Source organism: Flavobacterium johnsoniae (genome assembly GCF_001879205.1).
GTDB lineage: Bacteria > Bacteroidota > Bacteroidia > Flavobacteriales > Flavobacteriaceae > Flavobacterium > Flavobacterium johnsoniae_A.
The window spans coordinates 431,217-445,869 of the sequence record NZ_MLFK01000006.1 but is presented as its reverse complement, the minus strand read 5'-3'; the positions used below and the strand labels follow the sequence as shown (position 1 = coordinate 445,869).

General features: G+C 39.2%; 8 protein-coding genes, 2 tRNA genes and 3 rRNA genes. 4 read left to right on the top strand and 9 right to left on the bottom strand.

Annotation, left to right across the window (positions count from 1 at the left end):
- Positions 1–85: 85 nt before the first annotated feature.
- From BKM63_RS11155 to BKM63_RS11145, 3 genes are all read right to left on the bottom strand, one after another.
- On the bottom strand, positions 86–2,239 hold the full coding sequence (locus BKM63_RS11155; protein ID WP_071636654.1) for an alpha-glucuronidase family glycosyl hydrolase: 2,154 nt from the start codon (positions 2,237–2,239) through the stop codon (positions 86–88).
- A gap of 282 nt (positions 2,240–2,521) precedes the next feature.
- Positions 2,522–3,550: a LacI family DNA-binding transcriptional regulator gene (locus BKM63_RS11150; protein WP_071636653.1), complete on the bottom strand. Its 1,029-nt coding sequence runs from the start codon at positions 3,548–3,550 to the stop codon at positions 2,522–2,524.
- A gap of 135 nt (positions 3,551–3,685) precedes the next feature.
- Positions 3,686–4,123, bottom strand: coding sequence for a PepSY-like domain-containing protein (locus tag BKM63_RS11145; protein WP_071636652.1), 438 nt, complete (start codon positions 4,121–4,123; stop codon positions 3,686–3,688).
- Positions 4,124–4,322: 199 nt separating this feature from the next.
- Between BKM63_RS11145 and BKM63_RS11140 the strand changes: the two genes are divergently transcribed.
- Entirely contained in the window at positions 4,323–5,339 is a 1,017-nt protein-coding gene (locus tag BKM63_RS11140) for a proline-specific peptidase family protein (protein WP_071636651.1), read from the top strand.
- 250 nt (positions 5,340–5,589) lie between these two features.
- On the opposite strand, the gene rrf is transcribed toward BKM63_RS11140, so the two are convergent.
- From rrf to BKM63_RS11110, 6 genes are all read right to left on the bottom strand, one after another.
- Positions 5,590–5,699: ribosomal RNA gene (gene rrf, locus BKM63_RS11135) — 5S ribosomal RNA — on the bottom strand.
- A 160-nt stretch (positions 5,700–5,859) separates the two neighbouring features.
- Positions 5,860–8,743 (bottom strand): 23S ribosomal RNA (locus BKM63_RS11130).
- A gap of 157 nt (positions 8,744–8,900) precedes the next feature.
- Positions 8,901–8,974: transfer RNA gene (locus BKM63_RS11125), tRNA-Ala, on the bottom strand.
- Between the two features lie 107 nt (positions 8,975–9,081).
- Positions 9,082–9,155 (bottom strand) — tRNA-Ile (locus BKM63_RS11120).
- Between the two features lie 121 nt (positions 9,156–9,276).
- Positions 9,277–10,790: ribosomal RNA gene (locus tag BKM63_RS11115) — 16S ribosomal RNA — on the bottom strand.
- The 16S, 23S and 5S rRNA genes sit together here with 2 tRNA genes alongside, the layout of an rRNA operon.
- A gap of 944 nt (positions 10,791–11,734) precedes the next feature.
- A complete protein-coding gene (locus BKM63_RS11110; RefSeq protein ID WP_071636650.1) occupies positions 11,735–12,751 on the bottom strand; it encodes an LLM class flavin-dependent oxidoreductase in 1,017 nt (338 codons plus the stop codon).
- Positions 12,752–12,925: 174 nt separating this feature from the next.
- Here BKM63_RS11110 and BKM63_RS11105 point away from each other — a divergent pair, with 174 nt between their 5' ends.
- The 3 genes from BKM63_RS11105 to BKM63_RS11095 all read left to right on the top strand — a co-directional run bounded on the left by BKM63_RS11105 (position 12,926) and on the right by BKM63_RS11095 (position 14,650).
- Positions 12,926–13,441: a DUF2975 domain-containing protein gene (locus BKM63_RS11105; protein ID WP_071636649.1), complete on the top strand. Its 516-nt coding sequence runs from the start codon at positions 12,926–12,928 to the stop codon at positions 13,439–13,441.
- A gap of 2 nt (positions 13,442–13,443) precedes the next feature.
- Positions 13,444–13,650 carry a helix-turn-helix domain-containing protein gene (locus tag BKM63_RS11100; protein WP_012024053.1) on the top strand — a complete coding sequence of 69 codons (207 nt, stop codon included), beginning with the start codon at positions 13,444–13,446 and terminating at the stop codon, positions 13,648–13,650.
- Positions 13,651–13,765: 115 nt separating this feature from the next.
- Entirely contained in the window at positions 13,766–14,650 is an 885-nt protein-coding gene (locus tag BKM63_RS11095) for an ABC transporter ATP-binding protein (RefSeq protein WP_071636648.1), read from the top strand.
- Positions 14,651–14,653 lie beyond the last annotated feature (3 nt).

Genomic DNA, 14,653 nt, shown 5'->3' with positions numbered 1-14,653 from the left:
AAAAAATAAAAAATACGTGTAAATCTGCGTTTTTGCGAAAGCGAATCCGCGTCATCTGCGTTCTAATTAATCTCAATAATTTAATTTATCCATTTCCCGGTGCAAATGGGAATTTTAATGATTTAAAATATTCTAATGTTTGTGTTGGTTTTTCGACTCCTGACGGCAATTCTTTTCCTGAAAACTGCTGAAAATACAACAAACAGGCATCACGCCACCATTTTGCTTCTTTCTGCTGAATTTCCAAGAGCATTTTTACTTCGTTAAATCGTTCGCTGTCCACATACTTTTTAGCTTTATTCCAAACATTTTGCATCTCGGCAACCTGATTTACGCCTTCCTGATATTGGAGCGCCAAACCGTTCCAAAGTGTCTGGCCGTCCTTTAATTTATAATCCCACGAAACATGATGAAACCATAATAAATCTTTCTCGGGACAAGTTTCTAAGCTATTGAAAACTTTTACCATTTCTGGCGCGTATTGTGAAACAGCATTTGTTCCTGATTTGGAGCGGTCAAAACCAATTCCGTTTTTATTGGCTTTATGATAATAGGTCGGATTCCATTCCGGACGAGATAAATCAGAAACCCAAGGTCCTGGTCCGTAGTGATGACCTGTATCCATAATATGATGAAGGCCAAGCGGTGTCATATAGTTGACAACAGCTTCACGTGAATCGATCATCATCTTTTTAACTGGTTTTATAAAATTTTCATCGTTTGAAAAAGTACATCTCAACCACTCATCGGCAATGGTTTCAGAATCCAAATACGGATTCCAGGCCAATCTTCCGAAACCATACCAATTCGCTTGCGCAAAAGGATGACCTGTCCAGTTTAAATCATTTCCAATATTAGAAACGCCTGCAATTCCAGTTAGTTTATTTTGATATAAAGTGCCGTCAATGACTTTGGCAACGTGTGAACCTTTTCCTTTTTGATAGGTATCTGATTCTAAAACTTCCTGAAATAATTTAGGCAGAAAAACCAAATGCGTGCTGAAACCTAAATATTCCTGTGTGATTTGAAATTCCATCATCAAAGGCGTTTTTGGCATGGCACCAAATAAAGGATGAAAGGGTTCTCGGGGCTGAAAATCGATTGCTCCGTTTTTTACCTGAACAATTACGTTTTCTTTAAATTTTCCGTCATACGGCTGAAATTCAGCATAAGCTTGTTTCGCACGATCGTTTGCGTCATGCTCAGAATATACAAAAGCTCTCCACATAATTACACCTCCAAATGGAGCAACTGCATCGGCCAGCATATTCGCACCGTCGACATGATCTCGTCCGTAATTTTGAGGACCGGGCTGTCCTTCTGAATTGGCTTTTACTAAAAATCCGCCAAAATCCGGAATTTGTTTGTAAATTTCCGCTGCTTTATTTTTCCACCAATTTATCACTTCGGGATCTTTTGGATCGGCAGTTTTTAGTTTTCCAATTTCAATTGGTGCCGAAAAACGGGCTGTCAAGTAGACTTTTATTCCGTAAGGTCTGAAAACATTTGCTAAAGCTTCTACTTTTTCTAAATATTGCGGCGTTAAGATTAATGCGTTTGCATTTACATTCGTTAAAACAGTTCCATTAATGCCGATTGAGGCATTCGCTCTGGCGTAATCAATATAACGCTGATCGATAAAATCAGGTAATTTCTGCCAGTCCCAAAGCGAAAATCCAGCGTAACCGCGTTCTACGGTTCTATCCAGATTATCCCAGTGATTTAAAATTCTGATATTTGTTTTGGGAGAATCGGTAATATTTAAGTGTTGAATTGATTTATTAGTCTGTAGTAATCTCAAGAAATTAAAAACTCCATACAAAACTGCAATATCATTTTTCCCAGTAATGATAATTTGCTTTTTATTTTTAAAACTAATGGTTTTGATTAAAAATCCTTCGCTGTTTATTTTGCTAAAATCATCTTGAAGTGTTTTTTGTAAATCAGGAGTTAATGATTTTTGAGATGCAATAATCAGATTTTTTTCTCCTGTTATTTCTGATTTAATTTCAGGTTTATTCCCCAGTAAAGCAGCAATTCCGTTTTCTAATTCTTTCATAGCAATTTTAGAAGTTTCAGAATTTTCCAAAGAAACAATTCCCTGAATATTACTTTTGTATTCTGATGCCAAAACGGTATTTGCTGTTTTATCAAACTGAAGCCATAATTTATAATCCTTTTGGGCTAAAGCCGAAAAGGAAATGGAAAGAAACAGGAAAACAAATCTGAATGAAGTCATTTAATTTAGTTTACGCTTTAAAATTCTACTTAGAAAGAAATATCAGTTTTGTCTTTTAATAAAACATTTGATAATATTTTAATTTAAAAAATGCATTATCAAAAACAAAACAACAATTGCAATCGGTTGCGTAAAAATATAGGATTGTTGTTTAAGAAAAAAATTTTACTACTCTTTTTTTCTTAAAATATATTTTTATAACAAATAAAAGCAGGATAATTTGAAAAACTATCCTGCTTTAGTATGGTTGAATCAAGATTAAATCCTGCTATTTTGTTTTATCTACTTCTCTGTAGATTCTCTTGCCAGCACTTCTGTATTTAAGAAAGTAATTTCTTTGGCATCATCATTTTTAGATGATTTCAGGTTTTTGATGATAATTTCGGCTGCCGCTTTTCCCATTTTTTCAGCCGGATGCGTAATAGTAGATAAATTAGGATCTATAATCTGTGAAATTGGATCGTTATTAAAACCAATGACCTTAAATTCTTCCGGAACTTTAATTCCTCTTTTTTTTGCAGTTTGTACAGCGCTTACTGCCAAAATATCTCCGGGAGCAAATAATCCGTCCGGAATGGGTTTTAAATCAAATAAAGCGTTGCTGGCTTTTACTCCATCTTCGTAGGTCACAGAATTCAAATTAATAATTAATTCTTCTTCAACGGCAATATTATGATCTTTTAAAGCTTCAATATAACCTCTCTTTCGTTCGTTGTATAAATTTCCTAATTCGAAACCGGCAGTTAAATGTGCTATCCGGATACAGCCTTGTTCAATAAGATGCTTTGTAGCTTTATAACCCGCCGAATAATTATCAATAACAACTCTAAATGTATTATAATCTTTCGGAACCCTGTCGACAAAAACCAACGGAATATTATTGTTTGAAAACTGATGGAAGTGCGCCGTATCTCTGGTTTCCATAGCAAGAGAGCAAATTACGCCACTTACACGATTGCTGTATAAGGATTTAGCCATATTAACTTCCTCCTCATAAGAATCATGTGATTGCATAATAATTACTGTATAATCAGATTTTTGAGCCGTTATTTCGATTCCGCTGATTAAAGAGGACAAAAATGGCTGTGTAACGGTTGGAATTAAAACTCCAATTGTTCTGGTTTTATTTCCACGTAAACCTGCAGCTAAAGTATTAGGAACAAATCCCATTTCTTCAGCTGTTTTTTTCACTTTCTTTATCGTTTTATCACTTATGGTATGATGATCTTTTAAAGCTCGTGAAATAGTAGATGTTGCTAAATTTAGTCTCTCGGCAATATCGTAAATCGTTACATGTTTATTTTCTTCCATGAAATAAAAAATAGAAATGTAAATATAAACTATTTTCCCTCAAGATGATCTCTCATGAAAATTGGTTCTAAATAAAAAATCCTGTATAGACCAACATAAAATGGTTATCTATACAGGATCATTTTTACTGTTTTTTTATTTGTCTTTTTTATCTTTCAGAATTTTACCATCTTTAGTAAATTCTAAATCGATATTGTTCGTTAAGTCCACATCCAAATCTTTGTGACCATAGTCAATATGTGTTATCTTTTCGTTAGGATGATTTTTTGCAACATAGGCTTTGATATTATCCGGTATAAAAGCAGTTGGAATAGGCTTATCTCCACCATCCACTTCACGATAAGAACCATCTTTCCAGAATTCCACCTCTGTTCCGTCTTTTAACTTTACTTCAAACCCTTTCTCACCGTGCTCTGCATCTTTCTTCGCACTTTCAACGGGGGTATTGCTAAAGTGTTTCTTCAAAAATTCCTGCGCTGGTTTTGGCAGTTCTGTTACTTCAATTTTTTTTTGTGCACTGGCCGATATTGTTAAACTTAACAATGTTATGGCTAAAAATATTCTCGTTTTCATAATTATTTATTTAAGTATAGTATTACTAATTTACTACAAGAAAATTTGCTCTCAAATCTATTTAAGATTTTTTTAGTTTTTAGAAGACAACATATACAACTGAAAACAAGATCAATACAGCAAAAATTCAGTAAAAAAAGGAAACAACAGATCTTGAAAATAATTTGTAAATTAGTTCAAACAACTAAATTGTAAACCCATGCGTTATATCCTGATCTTTGCATTCCTTTTACTTACAGTCTCGTGTAAAAAAGAAAACCAATCAAATGAACTTACTAATTATTTTACCTACGATCAAGGCGAGGTAGAAGCTGCCGGAATAAAAATGATTCCCATAAAAACACCTGTTGGAGAGTTTAAAGTCTGGACAAAACGTTTTGGAAATAATCCAAAAATAAAAATTCTGTTATTACACGGAGGTCCAGCCATGACGCATGAATACATGGAATGTTTTGAAACCTTTTTCCAAAGAGAAGGCTTTGAATTTTATGAATACGATCAACTGGGATCTTATTACAGTGACCAGCCAAAGGACAGCAGTTTATGGACCACCGAAAGATTTGTTGAAGAAGTTGAGCAGGTTCGAAAAGCAATAAATGCAGATAAAAACAACTTTTATGTTCTTGGAAATTCCTGGGGAGGTATACTTGCAATGGAATACGCCTTAAAATACCAGCAAAATATGAAAGGATTATTAGTTGCAAACATGATGGCCAGCGCTCCGGAATACGGAAAATATGCCAACGAAGTTTTAGCAAAACAAATGAAACCCGAAATTCTCGCAGAAATAAGAGCTTTAGAAGCAAAAAAAGATTTCAATAACCCAAGATATATGGAATTGTTACTGCCAAATTTCTACAAAGAGCATTTATGCAGACTAAAAGAATGGCCAGACGGTTTTAATAGAGCCGCTAAGCACGTAAATGGAGAAATCTATACTTTAATGCAAGGTCCAAGTGAATTTGGAATCAGTGGAAGATTAGCCAACTGGGATATCAAAAACAGATTACACGAAATCACAATTCCAACCTTAATGATAGGAGCCAAATACGACACAATGGATCCAAAAGCGATGGAAGAACAAAGCAAATTAGTAAAAAATGGACAGTATTTATATTGCCCTAACGGAAGTCATTTAGCAATGTGGGATGATCAAAAAATCTTTATGAATGGGGTAATTAAATTTATAAATGGTGTTAATAACAACAAAATTTAATGACGTATAATTCATAAAACACTAATTTACAAATACATAAGATACTCATGGCGTTCCCTCCGGGCCGGGCTGTGCGCTGTATCTTTTGTTTTTTAAAGAAAAAAACAAAAGGATGCCGCTTCCATCCCTAACGCAGGCGTGTTATAAGAAACTTTTTTATTTATTCGAGTGCAATACGCAGATTGATGCGAAGTTTTAAAAACTGCTATAAAACAAAAAACCCTATTCGCTGGAATAGGGTTTTTCAAAAGAAAGGCGACGACATACTCTCCCACATAACTGCAGTACCATCTGCGCAGGCGGGCTTAACTACTCTGTTCGGGATGGGAAGAGGTGAGCCCCGCCGCAATAACCACCTTAAGAAGTTATAATTGCTTTGGGCAATCTGTTTTAATTAACAATTGATAATTCACAATTCATAATTAAAACCAATATCTTAACATACTGAGATAAAGAAAAGTATTTTTATTTAGTATTTTTAGAAAGTTTCTCCCCCCGACTTGCATCGGGGGAAAAGGGTGTACATAAGCTTACGGATTATTAGTACTACTCGACTATGACATTACTGCCTTTACATCTATAGCCTATCAACGTGGTCATCTTCCACGATCCTTAAAAGAAATCTCATCTTGTGGTGGGTTTCGCGCTTATATGCTTTCAGCGCTTATCCCTTCCAAACGTAGCTACTCTGCGGTGCCCCTGGCGGGACAACAGATACACTAGAGGTTTGTCCAATTCGGTCCTCTCGTACTAGAATCAGATCCACTCAAATTTCTAACGCCCACAGTAGATAGAGACCGAACTGTCTCACGACGTTCTGAACCCAGCTCGCGTGCCACTTTAATGGGCGAACAGCCCAACCCTTGGGACCTTCTCCAGCCCCAGGATGTGACGAGCCGACATCGAGGTGCCAAACCCCCCCGTCGATATGAGCTCTTGGGGGAGATCAGCCTGTTATCCCCGGCGTACCTTTTATCCTTTGAGCGATGGCCCTTCCATGCGGAACCACCGGATCACTATGCTCTACTTTCGTACCTGATCGACCTGTATGTCTCTCAGTCAAGCTCCCTTATGCCATTGCACTCTACGCACGGTTACCAAGCGTACTGAGGGAACCTTTAGAAGCCTCCGTTACTCTTTTGGAGGCGACCACCCCAGTCAAACTACCCACCAAGCAATGTCCCCCACAATATGGGGTTAGGCCTCAGATAAACAAAGGGTTGTATTTCAACAATGACTCCACAACGCCTGGCGACGCCGCTTCATAGTCTCCAACCTATCCTACACATCATTTATCCAAGGTCAATACTAAGCTATAGTAAAGGTGCACAGGGTCTTTTCGTCCCACTGCGGGTAAACGGCATCTTCACCGTTACTACAATTTCACCGAGCTCATGGCTGAGACAGTGTCCAGATCGTTACACCATTCGTGCAGGTCGGAACTTACCCGACAAGGAATTTCGCTACCTTAGGACCGTTATAGTTACGGCCGCCGTTTACTGGGGCTTCAATTCAATGCTTCTCCGAAGATAACATCTCCTCTTAACCTTCCAGCACCGGGCAGGTGTCAGGCCCTATACTTCATCTTACGATTTTGCAGAGCCCTGTGTTTTTGATAAACAGTCGCCTGGACCTCTTCACTGCGGCCCTGATTGCTCAGGGCGACCTTTCTCCCGAAGTTACAGGTCTATTTTGCCTAATTCCTTAGCCATGAATCTCTCGAGCACCTTAGGATTCTCTCCTCAACTACCTGTGTCGGTTTACGGTACTGGTACTAATTACCTGAAGTTTAGAGGTTTTTCTTGGAAGCCCTTAGGCGCACTATCTCTTTGTCCGAAGACTCCGAGTACTATCGTATTTCACCAGTCTCTGCGGATTTGCCTGCAGAGCCTATAGCTAGGTACTTTAACGAACTATTCCGTCAGTTCGCGGCGCTTTCATCACTCCGTCACCCCATCACAGTAATTAGTAGTACGGGAATATTAACCCGTTAGCCATCGACTGTCCCTTTCGGGTTCGCCTTAGGACCAGACTAACCCACAGCTGATTAGCATAGCTGTGGAAACCTTAGTTTTTCGGTGTGCGGGTTTCTCGCCCGCATTATCGTTACTTATGCCTACATTTTCTTTTCTAACCAGTCCAGCCCTCCTTACGAAAAACCTTCAACCCTGTTAGAATGCTCCCCTACCACTTAGAGTAATCTCTAAATCCATAGCTTCGGTAATATGCTTATGCCCGATTATTATCCATGCTCGTCCGCTCGACTAGTGAGCTGTTACGCACTCTTTAAATGAATGGCTGCTTCCAAGCCAACATCCTAGCTGTCTGGGCAGACAAACCTCGTTCTTTCAACTTAGCATATATTTGGGGACCTTAGCTGATGGTCTGGGTTCTTTCCCTCTCGGACTTGGACCTTAGCACCCAAGCCCTCACTGTTAGTGAACATTATACAGCATTCGGAGTTTGTCAGGAATTGGTAGGCGGTGAAGCCCCCGCATCCAATCAGTAGCTCTACCTCTATATAACTTTATAACTAACGCTGCACCTAAATGCATTTCGGGGAGTACGAGCTATTTCCGAGTTTGATTGGCCTTTCACCCCTACCCACAGGTCATCCGAAGACTTTTCAACGTCAACCGGTTCGGTCCTCCACTGTGTGTTACCACAGCTTCAACCTGCCCATGGGTAGATCACACGGTTTCGCGTCTAACACTACTGACTAAAGCGCCCTATTCAGACTCGCTTTCGCTGCGGATCCATGGCTTAACCACTTATCCTTGCCAGCAACGTTAACTCGTAGGCTCATTATGCAAAAGGCACGCCGTCACCCCACGAAAGGGCTCCGACCGCTTGTAAGCGTATGGTTTCAGGATCTATTTCACTCCGTTATTCACGGTTCTTTTCACCTTTCCCTCACGGTACTGGTTCACTATCGGTCTCTCAGGAGTATTTAGCCTTAGCGGATGGTCCCGCCAAATTCAGACAGGGTTTCACGTGCCCCGCCCTACTCAGGATACCACTATCTATTACATTTATTACCCATACGGGGCTATCACCCTCTTTGGCGTCACTTTCCAGTAACTTCCGGTTCTGCATGCATAAAATCTCGTGGTCCTACAACCCCAGCAATGCCGTAACATCACTGGTTTGGGCTAATCCGCGTTCGCTCGCCACTACTTACGGAATCACTTTTGTTTTCTTCTCCTCCGCCTACTTAGATGTTTCAGTTCAGCGGGTTTGCCCACCTATCGGTGTACTATGTCTTCAACATAGTGGGTTGCCCCATTCAGGTATCTGCGGATCAATCGGTGTGTGCCCGTCCCCGCAGCTTTTCGCAGCTTATCACGCCTTTCATCGCCTCTGAGAGCCTAGGCATCCCCCATACGCCCTTATTTTGCTTATTGTACCAATCATAAAATCAATTATGACCGTTTTTTTTTGTTCTTTACAATAAATTATAAAAAACGCTTTCTACTTTTTATTATTTTCTTATCTCAATATGTCAATGAACTTTATATGCTTCGCGCTTTACGCACTAGGCCTCAGGCTTACAGCCTTTTGTGGAGAATAACGGAGTCGAACCGTTGACCTCCTGCGTGCAAGGCAGGCGCTCTAGCCAGCTGAGCTAATCCCCCATTTTAAATCTTAGATTTTAGAATTCAGATTTTAGATTTCTAATTCTTCTCTAATTTCCTTTGGTGAATCCCAGCTTCCAGAATTTCCTTTTTCTTAAGTAATTTAGTAGTCCCGGGCAGACTCGAACTGCCGACCCCTACATTATCAGTGTAGTACTCTAACCAGCTGAGCTACGAGACTCTGTTTTACTTAAAAATTTATTATTTGAACTAACAGCAAGAGTAATATTATCCCTAAATCCTAAAACCAATAGAGCATCTTTTTCCCCGGCGTGTGTTTCCACTAACACTCAGGGCTCTAGAAAGGAGGTGTTCCAGCCGCACCTTCCGGTACGGCTACCTTGTTACGACTTAGCCCTAGTTACCAGTTTTACCCTAGGCAGCTCCTTGCGGTCACCGACTTCAGGCACCCCCAGCTTCCATGGCTTGACGGGCGGTGTGTACAAGGCCCGGGAACGTATTCACCGGATCATGGCTGATATCCGATTACTAGCGATTCCAGCTTCACGGAGTCGAGTTGCAGACTCCGATCCGAACTGTGACCGGCTTTATAGATTCGCTCCTGGTCACCCAGTGGCTGCTCTCTGTACCGGCCATTGTAGCACGTGTGTAGCCCAAGGCGTAAGGGCCGTGATGATTTGACGTCATCCCCACCTTCCTCACAGTTTGCACTGGCAGTCTTGTTAGAGTTCCCGACTTGACTCGCTGGCAACTAACAACAGGGGTTGCGCTCGTTATAGGACTTAACCTGACACCTCACGGCACGAGCTGACGACAACCATGCAGCACCTTGTAAATTGTCTTGCGAAAGTTCTGTTTCCAAAACGGTCAATCTACATTTAAGCCTTGGTAAGGTTCCTCGCGTATCATCGAATTAAACCACATGCTCCACCGCTTGTGCGGGCCCCCGTCAATTCCTTTGAGTTTCATTCTTGCGAACGTACTCCCCAGGTGGGATACTTATCACTTTCGCTTAGCCACTGAGATTGCTCCCAACAGCTAGTATCCATCGTTTACGGCGTGGACTACCAGGGTATCTAATCCTGTTCGCTCCCCACGCTTTCGTCCATCAGCGTCAATCAATTAGTAGTAACCTGCCTTCGCAATTGGTATTCCATGTAATCTCTAAGCATTTCACCGCTACACTACATATTCTAGTTACTTCCTAATAATTCAAGTTCAGCAGTATCAATGGCCGTTCCACCGTTGAGCGATGGGCTTTCACCACTGACTTACTAAACCGCCTACGGACCCTTTAAACCCAATGATTCCGGATAACGCTTGGATCCTCCGTATTACCGCGGCTGCTGGCACGGAGTTAGCCGATCCTTATTCTTACGATACCGTCAAATTCCTTCACGAAGGAGTGTTTCTTCTCGTACAAAAGCAGTTTACAATCCATAGGACCGTCATCCTGCACGCGGCATGGCTGGATCAGGCTTGCGCCCATTGTCCAATATTCCTCACTGCTGCCTCCCGTAGGAGTCTGGTCCGTGTCTCAGTACCAGTGTGGGGGATCTCCCTCTCAGGACCCCTACCCATCGTAGCCTTGGTAAGCCGTTACCTTACCAACTAGCTAATGGGACGCATGCTCATCTTTCACCGTTGTGACTTTAATTATATCTCGATGCCGAGGCATAATACTATGAGGTATTAATCCAAATTTCTCTGGGCTATCCCTCTGTGAAAGGCAGATTGCATACGCGTTACGCACCCGTGCGCCGGTCTCTATATCCGAAGACATATACCCCTCGACTTGCATGTGTTAAGCCTGCCGCTAGCGTTCATCCTGAGCCAGGATCAAACTCTTCATCGTATATTTTTATATTATATTGCGATGCTTTATTCTAGTGGTCTTTTTTCGAATCAAACGATTCTATTACTCTTTATTATTTGTTTTGAGATCTCTCTCAAAACGGCTGTCAATTCAATATGTCTACGAACGTGTTTCTTTTTGTTTTCACTTGTGTTTCAAAGCGGGTGCAAAACTAAAACTTTCTTTTTAAATGTGCAAGAAAAATTTAAAAAAATTTGAAACTTTTTTTTCGCCTCTATTTCTTCTATTTTCTTATCACTATATCAAGGAACTTTCCGTGTTTTGCGGGGTGCAAATGTAACATCCGTTTTCCATTCTCACAAGCTTTTTTTAATCTTTTTTTTGAAAAAATTTCTTCATCCAAATCTTATAAGCTTGTCAGTATTTCAGGGAACGTCTGTCGCTGTTGCGGGTGCAAAAGTACCACCTTTATTTACATTTACAAGCCTTTTTTTTATATTTTTTCCATCTTTTTTACAAATCGCTGGTTATGCGTTTTTTACAAACCAAAGTTTTTTTGAGTCTTTTTGCGTCAGACCCATTTTGTGTTGATTTTAACGCTGAGACACCAAGACATAATCTTCTTTTTAGCTATTGCACAAAGAACACTGGACTGGATTTTATTGAGATTTTCTTCCGCTCTCACCTATCCTTCCTTGTTTATTCTTCTAAAAACTGCCATCGCTCTCTGGGTTTTATTCTGAAAACCCACACACCTGGCTCCGATAGAAACGGAGTAAGCTCCCCGTTAAAATGTAAATTTTGAAATTCCAGATTCCAAAACTGTATCAAAAGGCTTTGGCTTAGCTCAACCTTACAATAGAAATTTTCTGCTTATACATTATAGTATAGTTTTCTACTTATATATGTATAAAAATTAAACCCGCCAAGTTTTAGAAAACTGGCGGGTTGTGGAATGAAATCTACTCTTATATATAGTATACTTATATATGTATACTTTCGTTTAGAGTATCGATCGCTTCTTTAGTGATTTGAATGCTTTTTAATTTTGCCTGATGATCGAAGATTGGACTTGTTACCATTAGTTCGTCTATTCTGGCGTAGTCAATAAACTTTTTCAAATCAGTTACTAATTGTTCTTTGTTTCCTGTGAAGGTTCCAGCTGTCATTTGATTGACATGAAAACGTTCTGCTTCATTCATAATATCATCTAATGACGGAACTGGAGGCTGTAATCCTTTACGATCATTTCTAATTAAGTTCAGAAACATTTGATACAAACTTGTAGACAATACTTCTGCTTCTTCATTTGTGTCTGCCGCAATGATATTGACACAGGCCATTGTTTTTGGCTGGTCTAAATATTCTGAAGGCTGGAAATTCTCGCGATAAAATTCAAATGCCTGAATCATCAGCTTTGGAGCAAAGTGTCCAGCAAAAGCATAAGGCAATCCGTAAGCCGCTGCCAAAGCCGCGCTATCCATACTTGAACCCAGAATCCAAATTGGTACTTTTAATCCTTCGGCCGGGAATGCACGCACTTTTCCTGTTTCATTTTCGGAAGAAAAATACTCCTGAAGCTTACTCACGTTTTGCGGAAAACGCTGTGCCTGCTCAAAAAAATCTTTTCTGATTGCTTCGGCAGTTGGCTGATCTGTTCCTGGAGCTCTTCCCAAACCTAAATCGATTCGATTTGGATAAAGGGTTTCTAAGGTTCCAAATTGTTCGGCAACTACTAAAGGAGAATGATTCGGCAACATGATGCCGCCAGAACCTACACGAATATTTTTTGTCTGACTTGCCACATAACCAATTAAAACAACCGTTGCTGTACTTGCTACGTGTGCCATGTTATGATGTTCTGCCAGCCAAAATCGCTTGTATCCTAAATTATCTGCTAATTGCGCTATGTCTTTTGTTTTGTGAAATGTTTCCGTGGCGTTGCTATTCTGAGTGATGATAGCGAGCTCTAATAATGAGACTGAAATTGGGTTTTTCATATAAAAAAATGCTAGTCTACAAAATTAACTCATTTATGTGGATGCCTTTTGTTTTCTAATGTTAATAGAATTATAATATTCTCAAATTCATCAAAAGAAGCATTTTTTAATAATTATTTATTGTTTTACGATAATTAATTATACATTTGCAATATCAATTTAACTTTTCAATATATGAAGACCACTCATATTGTATCTAGAATATTATTTTACTTTACCCGATTTTTGGCTGTTGTTTATTTCTTTTTAGCCACATATTCTCTTTTTACTTTAGTAACGGGATTGTTTTTGACTTTTAAGGATAACGGAAAGTATTTTCAGGTTTGCTATCCTTTTACTACCCATCCATTAATGCTGGGAGATTATAACCTGCCCTATATTCTTTTTGATTTTTTGGCACCTTTGAGTTTGTATGGACTTTTCTTTTTATTAAGCAGTAATGTTTTTAAAGTGTTTTTTCAGCCTAAATTATTTACCGCAAAAGGAATTTCTCATTTAAGGCGCTTCTACTTATCTAATTTATTGATTCCGGGAATTGTAATATTTGCAGCTTTCTTTTTTGTGCCTTTAGACAATGAAGTTTCACTTTTTATATTACTGCACGGAATGCTTGGTGTTTTTGCTTACTTTTTAGCAGCCATTTTTAAGCAGGGTTTAAACCTTCAGAACGAACAAGACTTATTTATATAACTATGCCAATAATTGTAAATGTTGATGTAATGCTTGCCAAACGCAAGATGCAGAGTAAAGAGTTGGCAGAAAAATTAGATATTACGCCTGCCAATTTATCGATTCTAAAAACTGGAAAAGCAAAAGGGATTCGGTTTGATACTCTCGAAGCTATCTGTAAAATTCTGGATTGTCAGCCTGGCGATATTTTAGAATACGTGGCAGAATAGCATTCATTAATTCTTAATTTCTAAACATAATAAATCGGTTTTTGATGCCGACAGGTATTCTATTGCCTAATTTTTTCAAATCATATTTTATTCAATCATCTAAATCAATCAAAAAATGAACAGTTTATCAATCAAAAATCTCAGCAAAACGTACGAGAACGGTACAAAAGCAATTGACCAATTATCGCTTGAAATCACAAATGGCATGTTTGGCTTACTAGGTCCAAACGGTGCTGGAAAATCCAGTTTAATGCGAACTATCGCCGCTTTGCAGGAACCCACTTCGGGAATTATTGAATTTAACGGAATTAATATTCTGGAGAACCCAATGTTTATTCGACAAAATCTAGGGTATCTTCCGCAGGAATTTGGTGTTTATCCTAAAATTTCTGCTTATCGGCTGCTTGATCATTTGGCAGTTTTAAAAGGTATTGTCAATAAAAAGGAACGACAAGATCAAATTTTGTATTTATTGCAACAGACCAATTTATTGCAGCATAAAGACAAAGCAGTTCATTCTTTTTCTGGAGGAATGCGTCAAAGGTTTGGAATTGCTCAGGCTTTGCTTGGAAATCCGAAGATTATTATTGTGGATGAACCAACGGCTGGGCTTGATCCAGAGGAAAGAAACCGATTTAATAATTTACTGAGCGAAATTGGCGAAAGCATTATCGTGGTTTTATCAACTCATATTGTAGAAGACGTTCGCGATTTATGCCCTAAGATGGCGATTATCTCTAACGGAAAATTGATTTTGGAAGGAAAACCGAATGACGCAATCGATTCCCTGAAGGATAAAATCTGGATGAAAGCGATTCAAAAAACAGACTTGAAGAATCATCAATCGAACTTTAATATCATTTCATCACACTTAAATTCAGGGAAAATCAATATTCATGTTTTCGCAGATGAATGTCCGGATTCGGGTTTCGAATTAATATCGCCAGATTTAAGCGATGTTTATTTTAGTGTTTTAGGTCAAAATCAACTTCAAAATTAAGGT